Origin of the sequence: Streptomyces sp. NPDC127106, from assembly GCF_042677605.1 — a bacterium.
Classification (GTDB): Bacteria; Actinomycetota; Actinomycetes; order Streptomycetales; family Streptomycetaceae; genus Streptomyces.
The window spans coordinates 167,995-192,605 of sequence record NZ_JBHXTC010000002.1 but is presented as its reverse complement, the minus strand read 5'-3'; the positions used below and the strand labels follow the sequence as shown (position 1 = coordinate 192,605).

The window sequence follows — 24,611 nt, the reverse complement described above, 5'->3', positions numbered from 1 at the left end:
GGCCGGCCCGGCCGTCGCGCGGGCGGCCCGGCCGGAGCCGGGCCGCCCGGGGCGTCAGGCGCGCTTGGAGGCGGCGTAGTTGACGAGGAAGAGGGCCTCGGCGACGGAGAGGCGTTCCAGCTCCTCGGGGGAGACGCTCTCGTTGACCGCGTGGATCTGTGCTTCCGGCTCGCTCAGGCCGATCAGCAGCATCTCCGCGTTCGGGTAGAGCGACGTCAGCGTGTTGCACAGAGGGATGGAGCCGCCCATGCCGCTGACCTGCATTTCCTGGCCCGGGTAGGCGATCTCCATGGCGGCGGCCATGGAGGCGTAGGCGGGGCTGGTCGTGTCCGCCTGGAACGGCTGGCCCTGGCCCACCACCTCCAGTTCGAGGCGGGCCTTCCACGGGGTGTGCGCGACCAGGTGGGCCTCCAGCAGCTTGACGGCCTCGGCGGTGTCCACGCCCGGCGGCACGCGCAGGCTGATCAGGGCGGCCGCGCTCGCGTGCACCGACGGGGTGGCGCCGACCACCGGCGGGCAGTCGATGCCGAGCACGGTGACGGCCGGGCGGGCCCACAGGCGGTCCGCGATGGTGCCCTCGCCGATCAGCTCGACCCCGTCGAGGACCTTCGCGTCGGCACGGAAGTCCTCCTCCGGGTACTGCAGGCCCTCCCACACCGCGTCCGAGGCCAGGCCGTCGACGGTCGTCGAGCCGTCCGCTGCGCGCAGCGAGTCCAGCAGGCGGATCAGTGCGGCCAGGGCGTCGGGGGCCACGCCGCCGAACATGCCGGAGTGCAGGTTGCCGCCCAGCGTGTCGATCTTCACCTTCAGCAGGCACATGCCGCGCAGCGTCGCGGTCACGGTCGGCAGGCCGAGGCGGAAGTTGCCCGCGTCGCCGATGACGATGGTGTCGGCGGCCAGCAGCTCCGGGTTGGCCTCCGCGTACTGCTGGAGGCCGCCGGTGCCCTGCTCCTCCGAGCCCTCGACGATCACCTTCACGCTGACGGGGACGCCCCCGTTGGCCTTCAGTGCCCGCAGGGCCAGCAGGTGCATGATGAAGCCGCCCTTGCAGTCCGCGGCGCCGCGGCCGTACCAGCGGCCGTCCCGCTCGGTCAGCTCGAAGGCCGGGGAGATCCAGGCGTCGTCGTCCAGCGGGGGCTGCACGTCGTAGTGCGCGTACAGGAGGACCGTGGGCGCGCCCTCGGGACCGGGCAGGAAGCCGTACACCGACTGGGTGCCGTCGGGGGTGTCGAGCAGGGCCACGTCCTGGAAGCCCTCGGCGCGCAGCGCGTCGGCCACCCAGTTCGCCGCCCCCTCGCTCTCGCTCCGGGGGAACTGCGCCCAGTCCGCCACCGACTGGAAGGCCACCAGCTCGGTCAGCTCCTGCTTGGCGCGGGGCATCAGCGAGGCGATGGTCTCGGCGATCGGGTTCTGGGACATGGGCACGCTCCTCCTGGGTGCGACGTTGTGTCACGTGTACGCCTGCCGGCACCCGCCTGGTGGGCATGTGCCGGATCCGGTCGCCCGGGTACGGCGGCCGGGCACGGCGCAAGGCAGTCCGATCCTCGCACAGCAGGGCGGGCCGAACACGCGCCGTAGGATTTCCATGGCATCGGAGCAACCATGATCAGGAGCAGCAGCACATCGTGAGCAGCGACGACGACGTACGCGACGCAGCAGGACAGGCCGCTGACGGGGCGGGGGACGTGGTGGCCGGGGGGACCGGCGAGGTGTGGGACGTGGTCGTGGTCGGTGCCGGCCCGGCCGGCGCCTCGGCGGCCCGTGCGGCGGCGAGCGCGGGGCGGCGGGTGCTGCTGCTGGAGAAGGCGGAGCTGCCCCGGTACAAGACGTGCGGCGGCGGGATCATCGGGCCCTCGCGCGACGCGCTGCCGCCCGGCTTCCAGCTGCCGCTGCAGGACCGGATCCATGCGGTCACGTTCACCCTGAACGGCAGGCTGACCCGCACGCGTCGGTCGAAGCACATGCTGTTCGGGCTCGTCAACCGGCCCGAGTTCGACGCCGGACTGGTGGCGGAGGCGGAGAAGGCGGGCGTGACGGTGCGTACGGGCACGGCCGTCTCCCGTGTCGAGCAGCACGGGGCGGCGGTGCCGGACCGGCGCACGGTCGCCGTGGTGCTCGCCGACGGCGAGACGGTCCTGGCCCGGGCGGTGGTCGGTGCCGACGGCAGCGCCAGCCGGATCGGTGCGCACGTCGGCGTGGAGATGGACCAGGTGGACCTCGGCCTGGAGGCGGAGATCCCTGTTCCGCAGACGGTGGCCGAGGACTGGAAGGGCCGCGTCCTCATCGACTGGGGGCCGCTGCCCGGTAGTTACGGCTGGGTCTTCCCCAAGGGCGACACCCTCACGGTCGGGGTCATTTCGGCGAAGGGTGAAGGTGCCGCCACCAAGCGGTACTTGGAGGACTTCATCGCCCGCCTGGGGCTCGCCGGCTTCGAGCCGTCCGTGTCCTCGGGGCACCTGACGCGCTGCCGCACGCCGGATTCGCCGCTGTCGCGGGGCCGGGTGCTGGTGGCGGGCGACGCGGCCGGGCTGCTGGAGCCGTGGACGCGGGAGGGCATCTCGTACGCGCTGCGGTCCGGCCGGCTCGCCGGGGAGTGGGCGGTGAAGATCGCCGAGGCGCAGGACGCGGTGGACGCACGGCGGCAGGCCCTGAACTACGCCTTCGCCATCAAGGCCGGGCTGGGGGTGGAGATGGCCGTCGGCAAGCGGATGCTGACCGCCTTCGAGGCGAAGCCGGGGCTCCTGCACGCGGCGATCACGGGCCTCCGCCCGGCGTGGCGGGCGTTCGCCCGGATCACGCGGGGCGCGACGACGCTGGCCGACCTGGTCCGGACGTACCCCCTGGCCCGCAAGGCCCTCCACGCCCTCGACGACAGGAACTCCCGTCCGGGCCGGCCCCGCTGACCCCGCCCGGCTCCGGGGTTGTCGGGGTTCCTCCCGGCCGGCTGCTGCGTGACGCAGACGGCCCGGGTCGGCCCGCCCCCGCCCCCGACTCCGGGGCCGCGGCGCTGTGCCTCGGGCCCCGGCGGGGTGGTCGTCGACTCGGCCGTCGTGACGTCGGGTCAGACGATCACTTGTGTGAGGATCCTGCCGGGTTCCCGCACGTGGTGCAGCGAACGGATGACGGCACGAGGCCGAGGAGATGGTGCTGGGATGTGCGCAGTGAGGGTCGCGCGGCTGGTGGTCCACAACGACGGCGAGGAGCCGTTGGAGCTGACCGTGGAGCCTTGGGCGGAGATCCACGAGATCCCGCCGAAAGAGGCGTGCGTCGTCGTCACCCACGCGCCTGCGGGGGACGGCGATCGGCCCTCGACCTCGTACGAGGACGAGCCGTTCGAGGTCGACCACCGGCCCGATTCGGTCACGGTGTGGGCCAACGGCCACTGTTTCCACATCTGCGACCGGGAGGGCAACGAGTTCTACCCGGACGACTACGGGTGCCCTGCCGCCAACCCGGCCAGCTGAAACAGCGCTGACCTGAGGCGCCTGTTCACGGGGACGGGGTCAGGCGGAAGACCGGGTGGTCGGCCGATGCTGCCCGGAGGTCCGCCTCGGGGGATTCCGCGTTGACGCCGTTGAAGAACGCGTTGACCTCCCACCCCCACCGCTTCAGGTAGGCGCGCAGGACGCGGGCCTTCTCCGCCGGGTCGGTGAGGTCGGTGACCGTGAACGTGCGGACCTCGCGGCCCACGCGCAGCTCGCCGGCGCCCGCCACCCGCATGTTGCGGACCCACTGGGAGTGGCCGCGCGCCGACACCAGGTACTGCTCGCCCTCGAACGCGTGCGGGTTGACCGGGATCCGCTGTATCCGGCCGGACGTGCGGCCGCGGACCGACAGCTCGGCGGTGCCGGCCAGGCTGATGCCGACGCGGGCGAGCTTGCCCATCAGGGAGTTGAAGCGGACGGCGAAGGGGCCGGCCTTGACGTAGTACGGGCTGGCGGGCGTGGACATGGGGCCTCCGGCGGCAGAGGGAGAGCGGTGCTCTCGTTTGAGAGCAGTGTGCACGAGTGGGTGCGGCCGAGCAAGAGCAGTGCTCTCGGAATGGGGCGGTGATCTCGTCGTGTGGCACACTGGCCGCCATGACTAGCGTGCGCGGGGCCCGGGAGCGGGCCCGTATCGAGGTCACCGCAGCCATCAAGGACGAGGCCCGGCGCATGCTCGCGGCGGAGGGCGCCGCCAAGCTGTCGCTGCGGGCCGTCGCCCGCGAACTCGGCATGGTCTCCTCGGCCCTCTACCGCTACTTCCCCAGCCGCGACGACCTGCTCACCGCGCTCATCGTCGACGCCTACGACAGCGTGGGCGCGGCGGTCGAGGAGGCCGACGCCCGTGCCGTCGCCGCCGGCGAACCGCCCCGCGCGCGCTGGGTCGCCGCCTGCCGGGCGTTCCGCGGGTGGGCGCTGGAGCACCCGCACGAGTACGCCCTCATCCACGGCTCTCCGGTCCCCGGCTACAGCGCCCCCCCGGACACCGTCGGGCCGGCCGCACGGGTGGGCAACGTCTTCATCGGTATCGCCCGCGCCGCCCACGAGGGCCACGGGCTCGCCCTTCCGGCGCTTCCCGCCGCCCTGCGGCCCGAGGCCGTGCGGATGACCGCGGACTTCGCCGAGGGGCTGCCGCCGGAGGTCACGGCGGCCCTGGTCGCCGCCTGGGCGCAGCTGGCCGGGATGGTCTCCTTCGAGCTGTTCGGCCAGTTCAACCGGGTCGTCGAGGACCGGGACGGGTTCTTCTCGCACGCGGCCGGGCAGCTGGCCCAGGCGGTCGGGTTGCCCGCCGTGTGATCCCGGGCCGCCCCCGCTACCGGCCGTCGTTCTCCGGGCGGCGGGCGAAGCGCCACAGCAGGTGGGTGACGCGGAGTACGAACACCACCGCGGCCAGCAGCCAACCCGCCACGGCCAGGGCGTCCTCGACGGCCGGGGAGAGGTCGAAGGCCAGGGCGGGTCCGTACACCGCGCCGAACACCAGGGCGGCGGCGAAGCACGCGCTGACGAAGGCGTAGCCGATCTCGATGGTGATCGCGTCGCGGTCTGCCTGCGTACGCCGTCCTGTGTGCCGCCCCATACGTGCAGTGTCGTGGGGGTCGCGCATCGTCACAAGGAGTCTTTCCGTCGTCCGCCGGGTGTGTCAGATACCGGCCGTCTCCACCCACAGGCGGGCCAGCGCCTCGTCGCCCGTCACCCCGGGGCCCGTCAGCGGGAGGCGGTTCCACAGGGCCGCGTACAGCCAGGCCGCCTCGCCCGTCACCTCGCAGTCCGCCGGGCCGGCGTCGCCGAGCACCGCGCGGGGCGGCTCCGGCGACAGGTGCACGGTCCACACCGCGCCCGTGTCGGCGGCCCGGATCCGCAGCACCCGCGGCTGCTCGGCCCGCACCCGGCTGCGCGGCCGCGCGTGGAAGCCGGTCAGCAGCTCGTCCACGCCGTCCTCCGCGAACTCCGGGGACACCGGGGCGAAGGCGGTGCCGAGCGCCGCCTCCGCGTCCATGCGGTGGACGGTCGTCTCGTGCGCCTGCCGCCGCGCCCAGAACGCCAGCGGCGACGGCGGGGCCGTCGGCAGGAAGGTCCAGCACTGCACGTCGGCCGGCGCCCGGGTCAGCGTCCGGACCAGCGCCGCGTGCCCCTCCCGGAACCAGGCCAGCAGTTCGGCGCCGACGAGCTCGGGTCCGTCCGGGATCGGGGTCGGCTCCACGACCGCGTCCTGGACGAACGAGGCCGCCCACCGGTGCACCGCCCCCGTGTGCCGCAGCAGATCGGTGATGCGCCAGGTGGGGCAGCTGGGGACGATGGTGTCCATGCCGGCCCGTTCGGCCGTCTCGGCGAGCAACTCGCCTTCCCGCTCCAACGCCTCAACGTACTCGGTGATCTTCATGTGGGCAGTCTCCCAGCCGAGCCCGGACAATGGGGTCATGAACGGGGAACTCTTCCCGCGCGAGCGGGCCGAGGTCGCCCCCGGCGCCGTGCACGTGCCCGACTGGCTCGGTCCGGAGCGGCAGCGGGAGCTGCTGGCCGCCTGCCGGGTGTGGGCGCGCCCGCCCGCCGGGCTGCGTACGGTCCGGACGCCGGGCGGGGGCACGATGACCGCCCGCCAGGTGTGTCTCGGCCTGCACTGGTATCCGTACGGGTACGCCCGCACCGCCGTCGACGGGGACGGTGCCCCCGTCAAGCCGATGCCCTCCTGGCTGGCCGAGCTGGGGCGGGAGGCGGTGGCCGCCGCGTACGGGGACGGGGCGGGTGCTGGGCGTGGCGGACTTCCGGCGGGTGAGGTCTACGACATCGCGCTGATCAACTTCTACGGCGGGGACGCGCGCATGGGCATGCACCGCGACGCCGAGGAGGAGTCCCCGGCGCCCGTGGTCTCCCTCAGCCTCGGCGATACGTGCGTCTTCCGGTTCGGCAACGCGGAGTCGCGGGGCCGCCTCTACCAGGACGTACGGCTGTGCAGCGGGGACCTGTTCGTCTTCGGCGGCCCGGCCAGGGCGGCCTACCACGGGGTGCCGAAGGTGCTGCCCGGGACCTCTCCACCCTGGCTCGGGCTGACCGGCAGGCTGAACATCACGCTGCGGGTCGGCGGGCTGGACCTGCCCCCCGGCTGACGGGCCGCAGGGCGGGTGGACCGCCGGCCGCGGGTCGGCCCGTGGCCGAGACCCGTCGGTGATCGACCGGCGGCGCCGCGCAGCCCGCGGATCATGCGAGGATCGCTGTCATGAACGGCAACGGGGCCCCGCGGCGGGTGGGGGACGTGACGACGGCGTCCACCGCCTCCGCGGCATCGGCGAAGACCAAGCTGGAGCGGGGCCGCGGCGCCCTCGGGCCGGCGCTGGAGCTCGTCCACACCGGTCGGGCCCCGACCCGCGCGGTCCTGACGGCCGAGCTCGGCGTGACCCGCGCCACGGCGGGGGCCGTCGCGGCCGAGCTGGAGGCGCTCGGGCTGATCCGCGTCGACTCCAGCCCCGGCCGGGCGGGAGGCGCCCAGGGCCGGCCCTCGCACCGCCTCGCCATCGACGAGAACGGCCCCGTGGCCCTGGCGGCCCAGGTCCACCCGGACGGCTTCCGTGCCGCCCTCGTCGGTCTCGGCGGCCGGATCGTGGCCACCGCCCCCGGCAAGATCACGGTGTCGGAGGATCCGGCGCAGGTGCTGGGCGCGGTCGTCGAGGCGGGCGCCGCACTGCTCGCCGGGACGGGGCGCCGCTGCATCGGCGCCGGGCTCGCGGTTCCGTCGGCCGTTGCCGAGCCGGACGGTACGGCACTGAACCCGCTGCACCTGGCCTGGCCGGCCGGTTCTCCCGTACGGGCCATCTTCGAGCAGTGCGTGAAGGCGGCCGGCATCGACGGCCCGGCTCTCGCGGGGAACGACGTCAACCTCGCCGCACTGGCCGAGCACCGGCACGGCGCTGGCCGCAGCGCCCAGCACCTGCTGTGCGTGGCGACCGGGCACCGCGGGGTGGGCGGGGCGCTGGTGCTGGACGGCCGTCTGCACAGCGGCAGTTCGGGCCTGGCGCTGGAGGTCGGCCACCTCACCGTCAACCCGGAGGGACGGGCCTGCCACTGCGGCGGCCGAGGCTGCCTGGACGTGGAGGCGGACCCGCTGGCGTTCCTGACGGCGGCGGGCCGGACGCCGGGGCCGGAGGGGTCGCTGCTGCAGCAGGCCCGCGACCTGCTGCGCGAGGAGTACGCGCAGCCCGCGGTACGGGCGGCCGCGGCGGAGCTCATCGACCGGCTCGGCCTGGGTCTCGCGGGCCTGGTGAACATCCTGAACCCGGACCGGATCATTCTGGGCGGGCTGCACCGGGAGCTGCTCCACGCGAACCCGGAGCGGCTGCGCGCCGTGGTCGCCGACCGGAGCCTGTGGGGGCGCAGCGGGGGGGTGCCGATCCTGCCGTGCACGCTCGACCACAACAGCCTGGTGGGGGCGGCGGAGCTGGCCTGGCAGCCGGTCCTGGACGACCCGCTGGGGGCTCTCGGGGCCGCCGCGTAGCACGGGCCGCCGTGTGGCGCGGGGTGGGGCTGGCGGGGTCGGTGGGCTGGCGGGCGTGCTGCCGTGCAGCCCCGAGCCCCCTGTGGCCCCGGCCCGACGCAGCTGTCGGGCTACCGGGTCAGGGGGCCGGGCGGCGGGGCCGTCACCCGGGCCTGATCGCGGTGGTGGCGGCCACGGACAGGCTCACCGGTCCGGGGTCGGCGGCCGCGGCGAGGGACACGGCCGGGGCGGGCTCCCGTACCGGCGCGGGACGGCTGCGCACGGGGCGCGGTCGGGCCGGGGTCGCGGGGGCGGCGCGGAGCGAGAACCACACCACCTTGCCGGGGCGGTCCTCCTGGGGGCGGGCCCCCCAGGCCTCGCTGACCGCCTCGACGAGGGCGAGGCCGCGCCCGCAGGTCTCCAGGGTGTCCAGCGGGGCCAGTGGAGCCACCGGGGCCATCAGGTCGGGCGCCCTCGCCGCTCCCGGCACTCCTGCCGTGTCCGGTGCGGACGGTGCGCCCGGTCCGTCCGGTGGCTCCGCGAACGCCGTCCGGCGGACGGGGAGCCGCGGATCGCTGTCGTAGACCGAGACCGTGAGCCGGCCCAGCCGCAGCTCGATCTCGACCGTGCATCTCTTGTCCGGCTGCGCGTGCCGGTGGACGTTGCTGAGCAGCTCCGTCACTCCGAGCGCAGCCCGGTCTATGAGCGGGTCCAGCTGCCAGTGGCGCAATTGTGCGGAAACGATCCTCCGGATCTGGCCGATCCGGGACGGCAAGGCCTGCAGTTCGACGACGCAGTGCCTGCGTGAGTGACTGATCACGGCTGCGACTCCCCGACATGAGTGTTACGGGTGCTGCACCCTCGGTAATGCCCCACCAGGGTCACCCACGGTGCCCGTCGATGCAACCGAACGCGATCGAAAGCGATCCTCATAGAAACCCAAAGTGACTGTTTGCGCAGGTGAGAGAGGTACATTGCGAAAGCAGGGGGACAGCAACGCACGAAGGAGCAAGGCGCATGAGCACCACCCGTACCTCCGGTACGACGGCTACGACGATTGACGTCGACCGCAGCGACGCGGAGTACCGCGCCTGGCTGAAAGAAGCCGTCCGCAAGGTGCAGGCCGACGCGAACCGCTCCGCCGACACCCACCTCCTGCGCTTCCCGCTCCCCGAGGAATGGGGCATAGACCTCTACCTCAAGGACGAGTCCACGCACCCGACCGGCTCGCTCAAGCACCGGCTCGCCCGGTCGCTGTTCCTGTACGCCCTCTGCAACGGCTGGATCCGCCCCGGCCGCCCCGTCATCGAGGCCTCGTCCGGCTCGACGGCCGTCTCCGAGGCGTACTTCGCCAAGCTGATCGGCGTCCCGTTCATCGCGGTCATGCCGCGCACGACCAGCCGGGAGAAGTGCCGGCTGATCGAATTCCACGGCGGCGAATGCCACTTCGTGGACGACCCGATGAAGATGTACGAGGAGTCGGCGGACCTCGCGGCCCGCACCGGCGGCCACTACATGGACCAGTTCACGTACGCGGAGCGGGCCACGGACTGGCGGGGCAACAACAACATTGCAGAATCGATTTACCAGCAGCTGCGGCTGGAGCGGTACCCCGAGCCCGCGTGGATCGTGGCGACCGCCGGCACGGGCGGAACCTCGGCGACCATCGCCCGCTACGTCCACTACATGCAGCACGACACCCGCGTCTGCGTCCCGGACCCGGAGAACTCCTGCTTCTTCGACGGCTGGACCAACAACGACCCGCACGCGAGCAGCGACTGCGGCTCGCGCATCGAGGGCATCGGGCGGCCGCGGATGGAGCCGAGCTTCGTTCCGGGCGCCATCGACCGGATGATGAAGGTGCCGGACGCGGCGAGCATCGCCGCGTGCCGTGCCCTGGAGGCGGCCATCGGGCGCAAGGCGGGCGGTTCCACCGGTACGGGGGTGTGGAGCGCACTGAAGATCATCTCGGAGATGGTGGCGGAGGGGCGAACCGGCAGCGTCGTCACCCTCTTCTGCGACCCGGGCGACCGCTACCTCGACAAGTACTACTCGGACGAATGGGTCGCCGCGCAGGGCCTGGACATCGCCCCGTACGCCGAGACCATCGAGACCCTGTTGGCGACCGGCGTCTGGCGCGAGCCCGGCGCCTGACGCCTGGCGCGAGCCCGGCGTCTGACGCCCGGGTGGCTCCTGCCCGACGCGGTCGCCGCCGGATCGGACCCGCCGTCAAGCCGTCGAGCCGTCAAGCCGTCCAGCGCCGCGTCGTCAGGCGGGCGTCCAGGGCGCGGACCGCGCCGCGGAACGAGCGGCCCAGCCCCGGACGGGCGCCGCCGAGCGCCAGCCGGAACACGGCCGGACCGTCCGCCGCGAACGTCCAGCGGACCCGGGTTCCCGGACCCGCGCCGGCGGGGGCGAGCCGCCACTCCTCCAACAGGGCTCGGACGCCCGGGGCGTTGGTCTCGTCGATCCGGTAGGCGTAGCGCAGCAGCCCGGCATCAGCCGCCGTGATCGTCTCCTGGAAGCGGATCCCGCCCCGCAGCCCGATTTCCCGGCCGGCGCCGCCGCGCGTCGGCCGGGCCAGCGTCACCGCCCCGAACCAGTCCGGCCAGCCCTCGACCTCCTCGGCCAGCGCCCGGTAGACCTCCTCGGGCGGTGCGGCCATGTGGGCCTCGAAGGTGAGGCGGACCGGGGCGTTCTCGATGAAGTCCAGCCCCACCGGGTGGAGTCGACGAGTCATGCGGTAGCTCCTGGGATGCGGGTGTGGGTGTGGGTGTGGGTGTGGGTGTGCTGCGGTGCCGGTGCGGCTTGCTGGAAGGGGGGTGCGCGCCCGAAGGGTAGTTGATGGGCCGTCAGGTATCTGCGGTGCGTGCGTACGCGGATCGCCCGTACAGGGGCTATGCGTGCGCTCCCGTGCGCGGGATGCTGGATGCAGGACCTGCGCTGATCCCGCCCCGCGAGCGGAGGCCGCCGTGCCAGACGTCCCCCAGCCCCCGCATCCCCTCGCCCTCGAACTCCTCGTCCCGCCGCGTCCCCCGGCCCTCGAACTCCGCGTCCACGGCGTCCATGGCGCGGCCCCCGAGGAGCTGCTCGACGATCCACGCACCGTCCGGGTCACCGGCGACGCGACCGCCGCCGTGTTCCGCCGCGCCGCCGACGCCGACGCCGAGTCCCACCCCGAGCGGTACGCCGGCCGGCCCGTCGTGGAGGCCTACTGCTGGTCCCGGCTCACCTCCGGGAACGGCTCCCGCGCCCTGTGGCTGCTGCTCCTGCCCTTCATGGTGGTCAACCTCGCCCACTGGGCCCGGCCCGCCGCACCGCCCGCTCCCGACGGTGCCGACGGTGCGCGGCCGCCGCGCGCGGTCCGGGCGTACGGCTTGCTCGTCCGGCTGCTCGCCCTCAGCCTCACCCTGCTGCTGATCGCGGCCGCCTGCGAGGTCGCCCTCGACCTCCTCGCCTGGCAGTGCGCGGGCACTGCCGCGTGCACGGCCTCCGCCTCCTGGTTGCGGTTCGCGGAGCCCGGCGGCTGGTGGGGCCAGCCCGGGCGGCGGCTCGCGCTCGGCGCCGTGGTCCCGGTCGCGTTGACCGGGCTGCTGTGGTTCCTGTCGAAGCGGACGTGGAGCGCGTACGAGTCCCAGCCCCCGCCCCGGGAGGCAGCCGGTACGGCCGCCCCCGAGCCCGCCCCCAGGTCCGCCCCCGAGCCCGCCCCCGCCGTCCCCGCCGTCCCCGCTCCCGAGCGCCCCGACCCGGCCGCCCCCGCGCTCGGCCGGCCCGGATTCTGGTACGGGCGGCGGATCGTGGCCCGGCTGCGTGCCGCGCACACCGCCGCCGGGCTGCTCACCGTCGCCGCCGCCGTCGCCGCGCCCGCCGCCCGCTACGACCGCCGCGCCGGCACCCCCGCCCTCGAAGCCCTCGGCTGGGCCCTGGAGGTGCTGCTCGCGGCCGCGGCCGCCGCCGTCGCCTGGGTCGTCTGCCGGCGCGGCCGGACCGAGGTCCGCGCCGACCACCGCTCCGACCGGGCCGCCGTCACCCTGCTGCCCGGCGCCGCCCTCGTCCTGCTCGCCGCCGTGCTGCTCCACGCCTCCTGGTCGCGTCCCGGCTGGACCTCCTCCGGCCGGCTGCCCGGCGACTTCGCGTTCGGGCTGCTGATGCTCGGCCAGGGCGTGCTGGTCCTCGTTCTCGCCGCCGTCGCCGCCCGCCTGTACCGGCGCGCCCCCGACGGGGCGACCGCCCTGCGCGGCCTCGGGGGGCCCGCCGTCGCCCTGCTCGGCTGCGCGCTCGGCGGTGTGATGTCCGGCGGGGTCGCCCAGTGGGTCTCCGGCCGGCTCGACGGCGGAGCCGGCCCGCCCGGCCCGCCCCTACCGCCCGTGCTGCTGTCCTGGCAGGCCGCCGTCCTGCCCCCGCTGCTCCTCGTACTGGCGCTGCTCGCCGCCGTGTTCGCGGTGCGCGGTGTGCTCGACCGGCGCCGCCTCGCCGCCCGGGTCGCCGCCGAGTACCCGGGGGAGACCCCGGACGCGGACCGCAGCCGCCGCATTGCCGGGGCCCGGGCCGCCGCCGCGCTCACCGACTCCGCGCCCTGGTTCGTCGCCGCCGTCTCCGGGGTCACCCTGCTGCTCGGGGCGGGCGCCCTGGCCGGGGCGTGGCTGAGCGGGCAGGTCCCCGGCGAAGCCGCCCGCGGCAGCCACCCGCTGCTGGAAACCGCCGCCCGCGCCGCACAGGACGCCGGCTCGTGGCTGATCGGCTTCGGCTTCCTGCTGTTCGTCACCTGGGGCCGCCGCGCCTACCGGGATCCCGCCGCCCGGCGCACCATCGGCGTGCTGTGGGACGTCGGCACCTTCTGGCCGCGCGCCGCCCACCCCTTCGCCCCGCCCTGCTACGCCGAGCGCGCCGTGCCCGACCTGACCTGGCGGATGACCGCCTGGACCGGCCGGACCGGCGGCCGTCTGGTGATCTCCGGCCACTCCCAGGGCAGCGTCCTCGCGGCCGCCGCCGTATGGCAGCTCCCGCCGCACGCGCGCCAACGCGTCGCCCTCCTCACGTACGGGTCCCCGCTGCGCCGGCTCTACGGGCGTTGGTTCCCGGCCTACTTCGGTCCGGGCCCCCTCGCGGCCCTGCACGGGCAGGTCGACTGCTGGCGCAACCTGTGGCGGGCGACCGACCCGATCGGCGGCCCCGTCAGCCCGGACCCCGCGGAGCACGTGGACCGGGGCCCGCTCGCCGACCCGCTCGCCTACGGCCGCAGTACGCGGCACCCCCTGCCGGCACCCGTCCTGGGCCACTTCGACTACCCGTCCGATCCCGCCTTCACGGCCGAACGCGACGCCCTGCTCGCCCGCCTGGCCGGCCCGTCCCGCCCGGACCTGGGCGGGGCCCCGGGCCGGGCAACCGATCCGGCCGGGCCGGCCTTCCCGGTACGGGCGCCCGCTCCGGGCCGGCCGGCCGCCTCCGCACGGCCGGACGCCGCCCCGGAGCCCCGGTCCGGGCCCGGCGTGCCGGCGCCGAGGGTCAGCAGGGAGCCGGCAGCGCCGGCAGATCCTCCGGAAACAGCAGGGTGAGCTCGTCCGTCCCCGCGTCCGCCAGCTGCGCCACCCGCCCCGCATGGCGTTCGACCATCGCCTCGAACGTCTGGCGTGCGGTACGGCCGTTGCCGAACGCCGGCCCCTTCGGCAGCTCCGTGAAGTACGCCAGCAGCGCCTCGGCCGTGCCCTCGCCGAGCCGGTACTCGTGCTCCTCCGCCTGCTGCTCCACGATCCGCAGCAGTTCCCCGGGCCCGTAGTCGCCGAAGGTGATGGTCCGTGAGAACCGGGAGGCCACCCCCGGGTTGACGGTGAGGAAGCGGTCCATCTCCTCCGTGTACCCGGCGACGATCACCACGACCGCGTCCCGGTGGTCCTCCATCAGCTTCACCAGCGTGTCGATCGCCTCGCGCCCGAAGTCCCGCCCGGAGTCCTCGGGTGCCAGCGCGTACGCCTCGTCGATGAACAGCACCCCGCCGCGGGCTCGTTCGAACGCTTCCTGGGTGCGGATCGCCGTCGATCCGATGTGCTCGCCGACCAGGTCCACGCGCGACACCTCGACCAGGTGGCCGCGCTCCAGGACGCCGAGCGAGGCGAGGATCTCCCCGTAGAGCCGGGCCACGGTGGTCTTGCCGGTGCCGGGGGAGCCGGTGAAGACCAGATGGCGACGGACCGACGCCGCTTTCAGGCCGGCCTGCTGGCGGCGCCGCCCCACCTCGATCATGTCGGTGAGCGCGCGTACCTCGCGCTTGACGCTCTCCAGACCGACCAGCGCTTCGAGCCGCCCCAGCACCTCCCCGGACCCGCGCGGCCCCGGCGCACTCCGGTCGGCCCCCTCCGCCGGGCGGGCCGCCCCGGCCGCCGCTGCTGGCGCCGCGGTCGGTGCGGCCGGGCCCGCCTGCGCGTGCCCCGCTGCGCTGCGCTGCCCGGCGAGCGTACCGACGCCCGGGCGCTCCCCGGCGGGTGCGCCGCCGGGGGCCGGCCGGGCGGCGGGCCGGGCCGCGGACTCGTCGGAGGTGCAGCCCTCGGCGACCGGGCCGTCCTCGGCGAACTCGTAGCCCCCGCGTGCGCAGCGCTCGGTGTGGCAGCGGGTCAGTGCGGCCCGGCAGCCGTCGAGGATGTGGAAGCCGAAGCCGAAGCTGCCGGTGACCCGGCAGGAGTCGAAACTCCCGCGGCCGGCGGCCGACACGTAGAACCCGGCTTCGGCCGGGGCGGTGACCGTGCACCGCCGGACCGAGGGATCGGCCCCCTTGGTGACGATCACCCCCGTCTGGGCGGCGTCGATCGTGCAATCGGTCAGGGTGCCGCCGCTTCCGTGGTCGCGGAACCAGGCACCGGTGCCGGCTTCCCGGATCCGGCAGTCCTCGACCTGCGCGGTCGCGCCGTCACTCACCGACACGGCCGTGTTGCGGACCTGGAACAGGTCGCTGTCGACCACCTCCGCCCGCGAGCCCCGGTCCAGCACGAACACCGCGTCGGGCACGTCGTGCACCCGGCAGCTGTGCAGCGAGACGGTGGCCCCGTCACTGATCCACACCGCGGGATAGTCGCCCGTGCTGTCGTGGATCTCGCAGGCATCGGCCTCGACCCGGGTGCCCGGATCCCATACCGACAGCCCGTTGCGGCCGAAGCGGCGCACGGTGGTGCGGGCGAGGGTGAGCACCGAACGGGCCCGTAGGTCCACCGCGTTCTCCGGGACGTCGTGGATGTCGCAGCCGGAGAGGTCGAGGACGGCGTCCGTGTCGAGGGTGACCCCGTCGGCCGTGGTGCGGTGCACCGTGCAGTCGGTGAGGCGGGCCGCCGCACGGGCGGCGATCTGCACACCGGTCCCCTTGATCTCGTACACCTCGCAGCCCAGCGCCTCCAGCCCCGAGCCCTCGCCGGTGACGGCGATGCCGGCGCCCGCGGCATGGTGGATCCGGCACCGCTCCAGCCGCGGATGCCCGCCCCCGCGGACGGAGACCCCTGTCTGGCCGGCGGCGACCACCTCGCACTCCTCGAACACCCCGCCACCGCCGTCCAGTACGGCGATCCCGACGCCCGTCGGGTTCTCCACCGTGCACCGGCGCACCAGCGGCCGGGCCCCGCCGCGCACCTCGATCCCGGCTGCCGAGCGGGTGCTCACCCGCAGGCCGGCCAGTTCCGGGGTGCCCGCCTCGACGAGCAGGGCGGGAGTCGCCCGGTCCTGGCCCTCCAGGTGCAGGTCCTGGACCACCGCCGAGGCGCGCAGGGTGAGCGCGACCCCGTCCGGCGGGGCGATCCGCACCGACCCCGGGGCGCCCTCGGGCCCGCGCAGCGTGACGGCGTGCTGCAGCACCAGGTTCTCCCGGTAGGTGCCCGGAGCGAGGGTCAGCACGTCGCCGTCGCCCGCGGCGGCGAGCGCGGCGGCCAGCGTCGGATACTCACCGGAGCGGCGCCGCCACCGCGAAGACCCGCCGTGCGTCAGCTGGACCGTGCCCTGTGCCATGGTGCTGTCGTGCCCCCGCCCTCGTTCTCGTCATCGCCTGCCGAACCGGCTGACCGGCCGAAGCCGCCCGCCGGAGCCGCCCGAAGCGGCTGACGGCAACCGCTCCGGCGGCTCCACCGTAGCGCGCGGGGAGCCGATGGGAGGCCAGTCAACTGCCCGCGCCCGCCCGACCCCAGTCCGGTCCCACCTCGGCCCAGGCCCGGTCGAGGAGCAGGTACCGCCGGTGCAGGAGCCTGCGTACGACGAGCCGGCGCGCGGTTTCCGCCAGTGCCGCTGCGCTGACGGCGGCGGCCAGGCCCACCACCGCCGCGTGCGTGCTGGCGGAGCCGGGGTCGAGCGGACGGGTCACGAGCCGCCCGCGCAGGTCGGTCCATATCCGGAACCGGTCGCCGGCCCGCGGCGGTTCCTCGGCCGCCGGGACCGTCCCCTGGTGGCTGCTGCCGTCCGGCGCGGTCCAGGCGGCCACGATCTGCGTGCGCTGCGGGGCCTGCCGCTGCGGAGCAGGCGCGCTGCCCGAGCTCTCGGAGCCTTCGGAGCCCTCAGAGCCTTCGGCGGCCGCCGGCCGGACCACCACCGCCGGGACGAGGTACCGCTCCTGCCGCTGTTCGCGCGCGGCCCGCTGCAGCGTGCCGTCCACCCGCAAGCCCGTCACGCATCCGACGGCCGGGGCCACCAGCAGGACGCACACCAGCGCGGCGAACGCCACCCAGGCCTCGAAGAGATCGGTCGGCCGGCGCAGCGGATTGCACCGCCATCGCCACACACCCATTGCTGCCCACACGGTCCGGCACCCCCTTGCCTCCGTCTGCCTGCAAGGCACGTTCCGGATGATCCAACGGCCTTCTCGCGGCGGTTGGTTCCAGGGATCCGTCAGAGCCCCCCGAAGGTGTCATTCCGGGGGTCATTCCAGGACGTGGACCTCGTCGCCGACGCGTACGGTGCCCGTCCGTACCGGCACCAGCAGCCGCCCGAACGCCAGCGACTTGCCGATCCGCCGGTGCCGGGCCAGGGTCTTCAGCGGCTCCTTGCCGCGCTGCGCCGTCCCCTGGTCGGTCGTGGTCACGATGCACCGCCCGCACTCCCGTGCCCCGCGGAAGACCGCGTCGCCGATCGCGATGCGCCGCCACGCGTCCTCCGCCCAGGCCTCGGCCCCGGCGACCACGACGTTCGGCCGGAACCGGTTCATCGGCAGCGGCCCCTCCTCGGGATGGTCCCCCTGCGCGATCAGCGAGTTGAGCGCGTCCAGCGACGCCTGCGTGGCGAGCAGCACCGGATAGCCGTCGGCGAGGCTCACCGTCTCGCCGGGCAGCGCGTAGTCGGGGTCCACCGGACGGCGTACGGCCGGGTCGTCCATGTGCACCAGTCGTACCGGAGCCCCGAGGTACGCGCTGAACCAGTCGCCCGCGGCGCGCGCCGCGACCACCGTCTCGACCTTCTTGCCGAACAGTGCGACCGGCTCCAGGGGTCCCGGCTCCGGGACTTCCACGACCAGGTCGGCCATGCCCGGCGCCGCCACCGCGACGCCGCCTCCCTCCAGCGGGCGCGCCGAAGCCAACGCCAGCCGCGGCTGCTCGCGTTGCGTGATGACCTTGCCCGCTGGATCGACCAGCGCCCAGCGCCGGTCAGCGGACAGCCCCCAGGGCTCCACGGCCACCTCGTCGGGAGCTGCCCCCGCCACCGATTTGACGGGATGGACGTGCAGCGACTGGACATACAAGTTCGACATGGGGGCATCCTGCCAGGCGCCCCTCCGCCGCCCCAGCGGGTATCGGCGGGCCGGGCCCGGGTCGGTCAGGACCGGGGCCGGCCGCGTCCGCCCGGCGGCGTGTCGGCACGCGTGCCGTGCCCACTCGGGAAGGGCCCGCACGCGTGCCGTGCGTGCGTCAGTAGGCGCGTCCCTGGTAGGGGCGGCCGTACGGGTCCTCGTACGAGGGGCCCGTGGCCGGCGCCGCCACCTGCATCGGACGCGGTGCCGCCGGGCGCATCGCCTCGTACCCGGTGCCCGCGGCGACCGGGCGGGGCGGCTGCGCCTGCTGCATGTACCCCGCGCGGGCCGCGACCGGCTGCTGTTGCGGGATGTAGGGCGCGGGCGCGTTCTGCAGGGGCACCGGGGAGGGTGCGCCCTGGCCCGGGTACGGGTAGCCGTACCCGCCGGAATGCTGTGGCTGCGCCTGCGGGGGCGTCGGTGCCGGGGGCAGCGCGGCCGGAAGCGCGGGCAGCGCGGAGGAGAGGGCCGGCAGGTACCCACCGCTCGAGTAGCCGGAGCTCGGCGAATCGTAGGCGGCCGGAACACGGATCGGGGCGATCTGCGGAGTGCCGCGTTCCGCCACGAGCGAGTCGTAGATGGGAGTGTCCGGGAAGGAGGGCGCGGAGTAGTAACCGCCGCCATAAGTGGAGCGGGGGGAGGTCATGGGACCTAAGTTAAGCCCACCGCTTCACGGGGTCCATAGCGAGGTGTGACGAACGCCGCGCTGACCTGCATCTTCGCAGGTCAGCGCCACACCATTCACTTCACGTTCACGTGCACGATTCGTCACTTCCGCACCCCCTTGTCCCTACTCGTGCTTGACGGTTGGGTGTTGCACCGACTTGCCGTTGACGCAGCGTCACAACTCAGTGACCTGGGATGACATCAGGCCGAGGGGGAAATGTACCGTTTCAGGCATCGCTGGGGCGGGCGTACGTGCGGCCCTTCCAGGCAGCGCCGCGCCCCCGGTAGTGCTGCACCGCCGAATCCACCGTCATCAGCAGGTACAGCAGCGCCGTGAGCGGAAGCAGTGGCGCGAGCGCGGCCGGCTGCCGGTAGTAGCGCAGCATCGGCAGGTACGTTCCGGTCATCAGCAGCCAGGCGAGGCCGCCGGCCCAGGCGGTGGCGGGCCGTCCGGCGGCGACCCCGGCGAAGAGGGCGGCCGGGGGGACGAGGTACACCAGGACGAGCCCGGCCACCGTCCCCACCAGGAGCATCGGCTGGTGCCGCAGTTGGGCGTACGCGCTGCGCGAGACCATCCGCCACAGGTCCGCGAGGGCCGGGTACGGGCGCACGCTGTCCACCCGCTCCGCCAGTCCCAGCCAGATCCGGCCGCCGGAGTCCCGGACGGCCCGGGCGAGGGAGACGTCGTCGATGACGGCCTGACGGATCGCATCCGGAACGCCGGCCCGAACCGCCGCCCCGGTGCGCAGCAGGACGCAGCCGCCGGCCGCGGCGGCGGTCCGGCCGGTGGGGCGGTTGATCCGGCGGAAGGGGTAGAGCTGGGCGAAGAAGTAGACGAACGCCGGCACGACGAGCCGCTCCCAGAAGCCGGCGACGCGCAGCCGGGCCATCTGCGAGACCAGGTCGAGGCCGGCGGAGGTCGCGGCCGCGACGAGCTCGCGCAGGCTGTCGGGCTCGTGCGCGATGTCGGCGTCGGTGAGCAGGAGGTAGTCGGGCTCGGTGCCGCGGGCGGTCCGGGCGAACGCGATGCCGTGGCGCAGCGCCCACAGCTTCCCGGTCCAGCCGGGCTCCGGCTCGCCGGGGGAGACGACGGTCAGCGGCAGCCCGGGCTGCGCGCGGGCCAGGCGGCGGGCGAGCGCCGCCGTGCCGTCCGTGCTGCCGTCGTCGACCAGGATGACCTCGGCCTCACCGGGATAGTCCTGCGCGAGGAGGGAGGGGAGGCTGCAGGGGAGCACCTCGGCCTCGTCGCGGGCCGGGACGACGATGGCGACGGACGGCCAGCGGGCGGGGGCGGTGCGCGGGGGGAGGCGGACATCGGTCCGCCAGAACATGCCCTGGGCGAGCGTCAGCCAGATCCAGGCGGCGAGGGAGGCGCACGCGACGCCGAGAAGGCCCATGCGGGCAGTGTGCCGAACCCGAGGCCCCCTGTCCCGCACCCCGCTCGTCCGACCGCACTCGCCGGCCTGACCGCGTGTCGCCCGCTGCCCGGCTGCCCGGCTGCCCTTTGCCCGTTGCCTGCCGCCCGCCCGACCGCCCGCGCCCCGCCCGCTCGCCCGGCCCGCCCGGCCGCCCGACGCCGTCGGTCCGGGCCGCGCGGGGCCGCCGCGGCGCGGCCCGGAGGGGTGTGGCGCGGGGCACAGGCGGGGGCTCGTCGGGGGTGCTGGAGGGGGTCCGTCGATTAAGGTGACCGGGTGAAGATCGCGCTCATGGACTCCGGAATCGGCCTCCTCGCGGCTGCCGCCGCGATGCGGCGGCTGCGGCCGGACGTCGACCTGGTCCTGTCCTCCGACCCCGTCGGCATGCCCTGGGGGCCGCGTACCCCCGAGGACCTCACCGGGCGTGCGCTCGGTGTCGCCCGTGCCGCCGCCGCGCTCTGCCCGGACGCGCTGATCATCGCCTGCAACACCGCCAGCGTCCACGCCCTGCCCACCGTCCGGGCGGAGCTGGAGCCCGCGATCCCCGTGATCGGCACCGTGCCGGCGATCAAGCCCGCCGCGGCCACCCGGGGGCGCGTGGCGATCTGGGCCACCCCCGCTACCACCGGCAGCCCCTACCAGCGCGGACTCATCCGTGACTTCGCCTCCGGGGCGCGGGTCACCGAGGTGCCCTGCCCGGGGCTCGCCGACGCCGTCGAGGCGGCGGACGAGGCGGCCATCGCCGCCGCCGTCGCGGCCGCCGCCGCGCTGACCCCGGCCGACGTCACCGACGTCGTGCTCGGGTGCACGCACTACGAGCTCGTCGAGGCGCCGATCCGGGCCGCCCTCGCCGAGCGGACGGGCGGGACCGGGCCGGTCTACCACGGCTCCGCCGAAGCCGTTGCCCTCCAGGCGCTGCGCCGCATCGGCGCGGCCCCGGAGCCCGGACTGCCCGCCACCGGCGCGCTGACCGTGCTGCTCAGCGGGGACGAGGGGGCGCTGCCCGCCGCCGCGCTCGGTTATGCCGAGGGCCGGCTGCTCGTCGGGGAGGGCGCGGCCCTCGGGCCCGTCCGCGGCTGAGGCCCCGGCCCGGCCGCCCCCGCCGCAAGGCGCCGGGCCAGGGTGCGCAGGCCCTCGGCGTCGAGCACGCGGTCCCCGGAGCCGGGCAGCGGTACGTGCAGCGGGGCCGTCCACTCCGCCGGGATCGCCACCGCGCCGTAGTGGACGCCGGCCAGCGTCCCCGTGACCGCGGCGACCGTGTCGGTGTCCCCGCCCAGGTCCACGGCGGCCCGCACGGCCTGCGCGAAGCCGGTCGTGGTCCGCAGCGCCCACACCGCCGACCCCAGGCAGGGCCACACCGCGCCGTTGAACTCGGTGGCCAGGTCCGGGTGCCAGTCCGGGGCGAGGACCCGGGCGTACCGCTCGCGCTGCTCCGGGTCCACCGCCGCGAGGGCTTCCGGAATGCCGGTCAGCGGATCGGCGCCGGCCAGACCGACCCGTACGAGCTCGTGCAGGACGGCCGTGCCCTCCCAGGCCGCGGGGTCGCCGTGGGTCAGTGCCGCGATCCGCCGGGCCGCGGCCATGGTCGCCGCACGTCCCCCGGCGGCGAAGTACACCGCGGACGTCGCCGCCCGCATGAGGGAACCGTTGCCGGCCGCCCGCGCGTTCACCTGGAAGTGCAGCGCCGCGGCCAGGTCCCACGGCTCGCCGCTGGTCAGCACGGCCTCGGTCTGGAGCCCGATGTCCTTCGGCCCGGCCGCTGCCCAGCGCCGGAACCGTTCGAAGACGTCGGGGAGTTCCAGGCCGCCGTGCTCAAGCAGCGACTCGCCGACGAGCACGGCCATCTGCGTGTCGTCCGTCGCCTCGCCCGGATCCCAGCCGCCGCCCCCGCGCATCTCCGCGCCGCGTGCGCTCAGTTCCCCCGCGGGCCCGAACTCGTAGGGCGCGCCGAGGGCGTCGCCCACGGCCGAGCCGAGCACGGCGCCGACGGCGCGGTCGATACGGTCCCTCGGGGTGAATGGGTCGGTCATGTCACTGTTCCTCCCCTGATGGTTCGGGGTATACGCCGGCCAGCACGTCCCTCGCGAATGCGTCCGGGTCGTCCAGCCCGGCCCGGCCGCCGTCAGCGCGTCCGACGCCCCGGCCAGCAGGTGCCACACCGCCCCCTGCACCCCGAGGGTGAGGGTGCGGGCCCGTGCGGGCCCGTCCGGGAGCCCGGCCGCGCCGAGCAGCTGCCGGTGCGCCGCGGAGTCCGCCGCGCCGATGGGGTCCAGCAATGCGGCCAGCCACGGCCGCCGCGCCGCCCGGTCCTGCGGAACGCGCTCCTCGGCCTCCTGCCGGCTGAGGCGGGCCGGTCCGCCCGCCGCCCCGGGTTTGCCCAGGGGCCACCGCGGACAGGTGCCCAGCACAGAGGCCGGTCCGACGATCGGGCCTTCGGGCCGACCACGAACGGGGGGCGGACGCGAGGCGGTGGCGCACATGCGGAACGTGAGTACGCTGCTACTCATGACGGGTCACCCTCCTGGTCCGCTCTGGACGGGCCGGGCAACCAATCGCGTGCAGTGGGTCCTGGCCGCGGCCGGCGCGGCCGCCCTGGCCCTCGGCATCCACCTGGCCGTCGACTCCCCCTGGAACTCGGGCATCGTGCCCCTGCTGATGTCGGTGGTCGGCTGCCTCGCCGTCGGCGTCCTCATCCTCTACGGCACCCTCGCCTTCGTACAGGTCGCCGTCACCATCGACGCAGAGGCCATCGAGGTGCGCTGCGGCCACATCGGGCTGCCCCGCCGCAGGGTCCGCCTCGCGGAGATCACCTCCGCCGACTACCTCCCCGACATCGCCCCGCAGCAGTGGGGCGGCTGGGGCCACCGCTGGCGCCCCGAGAAGGGCACCGCCATCATCGTCCGCCGCGGCGAGGGCCTCGCCCTCCGCCTCGGGGACGGCAAGCTGTTCACGGTCACCGTCGACGACGCCGAGAACGCGGTCCGTGTCATCCGCGCCCACCTGCGCGCCCTGGCCGGCTGAGCCTCCCGGGTCGGACGGCCCCGCCCCGGCCGCCGACAGCCGGTCCACCGCCCCTGCGAAGCCTGCGCCCGACCCGCATGTGCGGGGCTCCCGGAATCGGCCACGTACACTCCGCCAGATGAGCAGCAGTGTCACCGAAGAGCCCCGCGCCACCGGAGCAGAAGCCTCCACCGGAGCGGACGCCGTCACCGGAGCGGAATCCGCCACCGGAGCCGGAGCCGGCGCGCCCGCGGGCGACCGCCCGCCGCGGGGGAAGGCCGCCGCTGCCGTACGCGCGGCCCTCGCCGCCGCTTCCGGCGTGCTGCTCTACCTCAGCTTCCCGCCCCGCCCCCTGTGGTGGCTGGCACCCTTCGCCCTCGCCCTGCTCGCCGGCTGTCTCCACGGCCGCCGCGCCCGCGCCGGCTTCGGCCTGGGCCTCCTGCACGGGCTCGGCTTCCTCCTGCCGCTGCTCGTGTGGACCAGCGAGGGGGTCGGGCCGGTCCCGTGGATCGCCCTGTCCACCCTCGAAGCCCTCCTCATCGGCCTCACCACCCTCGGCGTCTCCCTCGTCAGCAGGCTGCCCGCCTGGCCGCTGTGGGGGGCCGCCGTCTGGGTCGCCGGCGAGGCCCTGCGCGCCCGCGCCCCCTTCGGCGGCTTCCCCTGGGGCAAGCTCGCCTTCGGGCAGGCCGACGGCTTCTTCCTGCCGCTCGCCGCCCTCGGCGGCACCCCCCTGCTGTCCTTCGGCATCGTCCTGTGCGGATTCGGCCTGTACGAGGCCCTGCGCACCGCCCTCCAGCACCCTCGCCGCAGTGCCGCCGCCCTCGCCGCCCTCGCCGTCGCCGCTCCCGTCGGCACGGCCCTGGCCGCCCGCCCGCTGGTCTCCGACGCGGCCGAGGACGGCACCGCCGTGGCCGCCGTGATCCAGGGCAACGTCCCGCGCGCCGGCTTCGACTTCAACTCCCAGCGCCGGGCCGTCCTCGACAACCACGCCAAGCGCACGGTCCAGCTCGCCGAGGACGTCCGGGCCGGCCGTGTCCCCCGGCCCGACTTCGTGGTCTGGCCGGAGAACTCCTCCGACATCGACCCCTTCACCCAGCCCGACGCCCACCGGGTCATCGACAACGCGGTCAGAGCCGTCGGCGTGCCCGTCGCGATCGGCTCCGTGCTGGCCCCCGAGACCGGCCCCCTGCGCAACACGATGATCCTGTGGGACCCGGTCAAGGGCCCCACGGAAACCTACGACAAGCGCAAGATCCAGCCCTTCGGCGAGCGCATCCCGATGCGGTCCTTCGTCCGGATCTTCAGCGCCGACGTGGACCGCGTGCAGCGCGACTTCGGCCCCGGCAAGGAGCCGGGCGTCTTCGACATGGCCGGCAGCGGCATCGGCATGGTCACCTGCTACGAGGCCGCCTTCGACGACGCCGTCCGCTCCACCGTCCGCGCCGGCGCCCAGGTGATCGCCGTACCGAGCAACAACGCCACGTTCGGCCGGACCCAGATGACCTACCAGCAGCTCGCCATGGACCGGGTCCGCGCCGTCGAGCACAGCCGCACCGTCCTCGTCCCGGTCACCAGCGGCGTCAGCGCGGTCATCCGCCCTGACGGCAAGATCGTGCAGCAGACCGAGATGTTCACCGCGGACGCGCTCGTCGCCGAGGTCCCGCTGCGCTCCACCGAGACCCCCGCGACCCGCCTCGGCCCGCTGCCCGAGTACGCGCTGCTCGCGCTGGCCGCAGGCGGTTTCGGCTGGGTCCTCGCACGCCGCGTCCACGCCCGCCGCAGCGCCGCCTGAGCGGTGCGGCGGCGTCGGCCCCGCAGGACGGGCCTCGTAAGGT

Annotated in this window: 22 protein-coding genes and 1 pseudogene; 10 read left to right on the top strand and 13 right to left on the bottom strand. The window is 75.1% G+C overall.

Annotated elements, in window-relative coordinates; all coding sequences use genetic code 11:
• Positions 1 to 54: 54 nt before the first annotated feature.
• Positions 55 to 1,419: a dipeptidase gene (locus ACFVGY_RS03535; protein ID WP_385670301.1), complete on the bottom strand. Its 1,365-nt coding sequence runs from the start codon at positions 1,417 to 1,419 to the stop codon at positions 55 to 57.
• A 266-nt stretch (positions 1,420 to 1,685) separates the two neighbouring features.
• Between ACFVGY_RS03535 and ACFVGY_RS03530 the strand changes: the two genes are divergently transcribed.
• Both ACFVGY_RS03530 and ACFVGY_RS03525 read left to right on the top strand, forming a co-directional pair.
• Entirely contained in the window at positions 1,686 to 2,903 is a 1,218-nt protein-coding gene (locus ACFVGY_RS03530) for a geranylgeranyl reductase family protein (RefSeq protein ID WP_385670866.1), read from the top strand.
• Between the two features lie 249 nt (positions 2,904 to 3,152).
• Positions 3,153 to 3,464 carry a hypothetical protein gene (locus tag ACFVGY_RS03525; protein ID WP_385670298.1) on the top strand — a complete coding sequence of 104 codons (312 nt, stop codon included), beginning with the start codon at positions 3,153 to 3,155 and terminating at the stop codon, positions 3,462 to 3,464.
• A 25-nt stretch (positions 3,465 to 3,489) separates the two neighbouring features.
• Here the strand turns inward: ACFVGY_RS03525 and ACFVGY_RS03520 are convergent, their stop codons facing one another.
• Entirely contained in the window at positions 3,490 to 3,951 is a 462-nt protein-coding gene (locus ACFVGY_RS03520; RefSeq protein WP_385670295.1) for a nitroreductase/quinone reductase family protein, read from the bottom strand.
• 128 nt (positions 3,952 to 4,079) lie between these two features.
• Here ACFVGY_RS03520 and ACFVGY_RS03515 point away from each other — a divergent pair, with 128 nt between their 5' ends.
• A complete protein-coding gene (locus ACFVGY_RS03515; RefSeq protein ID WP_385670292.1) occupies positions 4,080 to 4,778 on the top strand; it encodes a TetR/AcrR family transcriptional regulator in 699 nt (232 codons plus the stop codon).
• A 16-nt stretch (positions 4,779 to 4,794) separates the two neighbouring features.
• Here ACFVGY_RS03515 and ACFVGY_RS03510 read toward each other — a convergent pair whose 3' ends face one another.
• Both ACFVGY_RS03510 and ACFVGY_RS03505 read right to left on the bottom strand, forming a co-directional pair.
• On the bottom strand, positions 4,795 to 5,058 hold the full coding sequence (locus ACFVGY_RS03510) for a DUF6332 family protein (protein WP_385670289.1): 264 nt from the start codon (positions 5,056 to 5,058) through the stop codon (positions 4,795 to 4,797).
• A 63-nt stretch (positions 5,059 to 5,121) separates the two neighbouring features.
• On the bottom strand, positions 5,122 to 5,862 hold the full coding sequence (locus tag ACFVGY_RS03505; protein ID WP_385670286.1) for a maleylpyruvate isomerase family mycothiol-dependent enzyme: 741 nt from the start codon (positions 5,860 to 5,862) through the stop codon (positions 5,122 to 5,124).
• 37 nt (positions 5,863 to 5,899) lie between these two features.
• Here ACFVGY_RS03505 and ACFVGY_RS03500 point away from each other — a divergent pair, with 37 nt between their 5' ends.
• Entirely contained in the window at positions 5,900 to 6,586 is a 687-nt protein-coding gene (locus ACFVGY_RS03500; protein ID WP_385670283.1) for an alpha-ketoglutarate-dependent dioxygenase AlkB family protein, read from the top strand.
• Between the two features lie 110 nt (positions 6,587 to 6,696).
• Positions 6,697 to 7,968, top strand: a complete 1,272-nt coding sequence (locus ACFVGY_RS03495) for an ROK family protein (protein ID WP_385670280.1) — start codon at positions 6,697 to 6,699, stop codon at positions 7,966 to 7,968.
• 142 nt (positions 7,969 to 8,110) lie between these two features.
• Here ACFVGY_RS03495 and ACFVGY_RS03490 read toward each other — a convergent pair whose 3' ends face one another.
• Complete coding sequence (locus tag ACFVGY_RS03490) at positions 8,111 to 8,767, bottom strand: ATP-binding protein (RefSeq protein ID WP_385670277.1); 657 nt, start codon at positions 8,765 to 8,767, stop codon at positions 8,111 to 8,113.
• Between the two features lie 197 nt (positions 8,768 to 8,964).
• On the opposite strand from ACFVGY_RS03490, the gene ACFVGY_RS03485 reads away from it, so the two are divergent.
• The gene (locus ACFVGY_RS03485; protein ID WP_385670274.1) at positions 8,965 to 10,101 is read left to right on the top strand and encodes a PLP-dependent cysteine synthase family protein; all 1,137 of its coding nucleotides are present in this window, start codon (positions 8,965 to 8,967) and stop codon (positions 10,099 to 10,101) included.
• A gap of 91 nt (positions 10,102 to 10,192) precedes the next feature.
• Here the strand turns inward: ACFVGY_RS03485 and ACFVGY_RS03480 are convergent, their stop codons facing one another.
• Positions 10,193 to 10,687, bottom strand: coding sequence for an SRPBCC family protein (locus ACFVGY_RS03480; protein ID WP_385670271.1), 495 nt, complete (start codon positions 10,685 to 10,687; stop codon positions 10,193 to 10,195).
• A gap of 232 nt (positions 10,688 to 10,919) precedes the next feature.
• Between ACFVGY_RS03480 and ACFVGY_RS03475 the strand changes: the two genes are divergently transcribed.
• A complete protein-coding gene (locus ACFVGY_RS03475) occupies positions 10,920 to 13,502 on the top strand; it encodes a hypothetical protein (protein ID WP_385670269.1) in 2,583 nt (860 codons plus the stop codon).
• Here ACFVGY_RS03475 and ACFVGY_RS03470 read toward each other — a convergent pair.
• The 5 genes from ACFVGY_RS03470 to ACFVGY_RS03450 all read right to left on the bottom strand — a co-directional run bounded on the left by ACFVGY_RS03470 (position 13,453) and on the right by ACFVGY_RS03450 (position 19,758).
• The gene (locus ACFVGY_RS03470) at positions 13,453 to 15,930 is read right to left on the bottom strand and encodes a right-handed parallel beta-helix repeat-containing protein (protein WP_385670266.1); all 2,478 of its coding nucleotides are present in this window, start codon (positions 15,928 to 15,930) and stop codon (positions 13,453 to 13,455) included. The two genes, ACFVGY_RS03475 and ACFVGY_RS03470, sit on opposite strands and share 50 nt — an antisense overlap.
• Positions 15,931 to 16,078: 148 nt before the next feature.
• A complete protein-coding gene (locus ACFVGY_RS03465) occupies positions 16,079 to 16,699 on the bottom strand; it encodes a hypothetical protein (protein WP_385670263.1) in 621 nt (206 codons plus the stop codon).
• A 132-nt stretch (positions 16,700 to 16,831) separates the two neighbouring features.
• Entirely contained in the window at positions 16,832 to 17,656 is an 825-nt protein-coding gene (locus tag ACFVGY_RS03460) for an MOSC domain-containing protein (protein WP_385670260.1), read from the bottom strand.
• Between the two features lie 157 nt (positions 17,657 to 17,813).
• Positions 17,814 to 18,341 carry a DUF6643 family protein gene (locus ACFVGY_RS03455; protein WP_385670257.1) on the bottom strand — a complete coding sequence of 176 codons (528 nt, stop codon included), beginning with the start codon at positions 18,339 to 18,341 and terminating at the stop codon, positions 17,814 to 17,816.
• 247 nt (positions 18,342 to 18,588) lie between these two features.
• Positions 18,589 to 19,758 carry a glycosyltransferase gene (locus ACFVGY_RS03450; RefSeq protein ID WP_385670254.1) on the bottom strand — a complete coding sequence of 390 codons (1,170 nt, stop codon included), beginning with the start codon at positions 19,756 to 19,758 and terminating at the stop codon, positions 18,589 to 18,591.
• 294 nt (positions 19,759 to 20,052) lie between these two features.
• On the opposite strand from ACFVGY_RS03450, the gene ACFVGY_RS03445 reads away from it, so the two are divergent.
• The gene (locus ACFVGY_RS03445) at positions 20,053 to 20,856 is read left to right on the top strand and encodes a glutamate racemase (protein WP_385670251.1); all 804 of its coding nucleotides are present in this window, start codon (positions 20,053 to 20,055) and stop codon (positions 20,854 to 20,856) included.
• Here ACFVGY_RS03445 and ACFVGY_RS03440 read toward each other — a convergent pair.
• On the bottom strand, positions 20,796 to 21,806 hold the full coding sequence (locus ACFVGY_RS03440) for an ADP-ribosylglycohydrolase family protein (protein WP_385670863.1): 1,011 nt from the start codon (positions 21,804 to 21,806) through the stop codon (positions 20,796 to 20,798). The genes ACFVGY_RS03445 and ACFVGY_RS03440 overlap by 61 nt on opposite strands.
• Positions 21,807 to 21,917: 111 nt before the next feature.
• Positions 21,918 to 22,256, bottom strand: a pseudogene (locus ACFVGY_RS03435) (hypothetical protein); the annotation flags it as partial.
• A gap of 25 nt (positions 22,257 to 22,281) precedes the next feature.
• On the opposite strand from ACFVGY_RS03435, the gene ACFVGY_RS03430 reads away from it, so the two are divergent.
• Together ACFVGY_RS03430 and lnt are read left to right on the top strand one after the other, a co-directional pair.
• Positions 22,282 to 22,797: a hypothetical protein gene (locus ACFVGY_RS03430; protein ID WP_385670248.1), complete on the top strand. Its 516-nt coding sequence runs from the start codon at positions 22,282 to 22,284 to the stop codon at positions 22,795 to 22,797.
• Positions 22,798 to 22,915: 118 nt separating this feature from the next.
• Positions 22,916 to 24,568, top strand: a complete 1,653-nt coding sequence (gene lnt, locus ACFVGY_RS03425) for an apolipoprotein N-acyltransferase (protein ID WP_385670245.1) — start codon at positions 22,916 to 22,918, stop codon at positions 24,566 to 24,568.
• Positions 24,569 to 24,611 lie beyond the last annotated feature (43 nt).

What these genes read in the sequence shown, in the direction of transcription:
- ACFVGY_RS03455 (WP_385670257.1), bottom strand. Translation starts at nt 18,341, where the DNA reads ATGACCTCCCCCCGCTCCACTTATGGCGGCGGTTACTACTCCGCGCCC.
- ACFVGY_RS03535 (WP_385670301.1), bottom strand. Translation starts at nt 1,419, where the DNA reads ATGTCCCAGAACCCGATCGCCGAGACCATCGCCTCGCTGATGCCCCGC.
- ACFVGY_RS03470 (WP_385670266.1), bottom strand. Translation starts at nt 15,930, where the DNA reads ATGGCACAGGGCACGGTCCAGCTGACGCACGGCGGGTCTTCGCGGTGG.
- ACFVGY_RS03500 (WP_385670283.1), top strand. Translation starts at nt 5,900, where the DNA reads ATGAACGGGGAACTCTTCCCGCGCGAGCGGGCCGAGGTCGCCCCCGGC.
- ACFVGY_RS03505 (WP_385670286.1), bottom strand. Translation starts at nt 5,862, where the DNA reads ATGAAGATCACCGAGTACGTTGAGGCGTTGGAGCGGGAAGGCGAGTTG.
- ACFVGY_RS03440 (WP_385670863.1), bottom strand. Translation starts at nt 21,806, where the DNA reads ATGACCGACCCATTCACCCCGAGGGACCGTATCGACCGCGCCGTCGGC.
- ACFVGY_RS03460 (WP_385670260.1), bottom strand. Translation starts at nt 17,656, where the DNA reads ATGTCGAACTTGTATGTCCAGTCGCTGCACGTCCATCCCGTCAAATCG.
- ACFVGY_RS03495 (WP_385670280.1), top strand. Translation starts at nt 6,697, where the DNA reads ATGAACGGCAACGGGGCCCCGCGGCGGGTGGGGGACGTGACGACGGCG.
- ACFVGY_RS03465 (WP_385670263.1), bottom strand. Translation starts at nt 16,699, where the DNA reads ATGGGTGTGTGGCGATGGCGGTGCAATCCGCTGCGCCGGCCGACCGAT.
- ACFVGY_RS03430 (WP_385670248.1), top strand. Translation starts at nt 22,282, where the DNA reads ATGACGGGTCACCCTCCTGGTCCGCTCTGGACGGGCCGGGCAACCAAT.
- ACFVGY_RS03485 (WP_385670274.1), top strand. Translation starts at nt 8,965, where the DNA reads ATGAGCACCACCCGTACCTCCGGTACGACGGCTACGACGATTGACGTC.
- ACFVGY_RS03480 (WP_385670271.1), bottom strand. Translation starts at nt 10,687, where the DNA reads ATGACTCGTCGACTCCACCCGGTGGGGCTGGACTTCATCGAGAACGCC.
- ACFVGY_RS03525 (WP_385670298.1), top strand. Translation starts at nt 3,153, where the DNA reads ATGTGCGCAGTGAGGGTCGCGCGGCTGGTGGTCCACAACGACGGCGAG.
- lnt (WP_385670245.1), top strand. Translation starts at nt 22,916, where the DNA reads ATGAGCAGCAGTGTCACCGAAGAGCCCCGCGCCACCGGAGCAGAAGCC.
- ACFVGY_RS03520 (WP_385670295.1), bottom strand. Translation starts at nt 3,951, where the DNA reads ATGTCCACGCCCGCCAGCCCGTACTACGTCAAGGCCGGCCCCTTCGCC.
- ACFVGY_RS03510 (WP_385670289.1), bottom strand. Translation starts at nt 5,058, where the DNA reads ATGGGGCGGCACACAGGACGGCGTACGCAGGCAGACCGCGACGCGATC.
- ACFVGY_RS03450 (WP_385670254.1), bottom strand. Translation starts at nt 19,758, where the DNA reads ATGGGCCTTCTCGGCGTCGCGTGCGCCTCCCTCGCCGCCTGGATCTGG.
- ACFVGY_RS03515 (WP_385670292.1), top strand. Translation starts at nt 4,080, where the DNA reads ATGACTAGCGTGCGCGGGGCCCGGGAGCGGGCCCGTATCGAGGTCACC.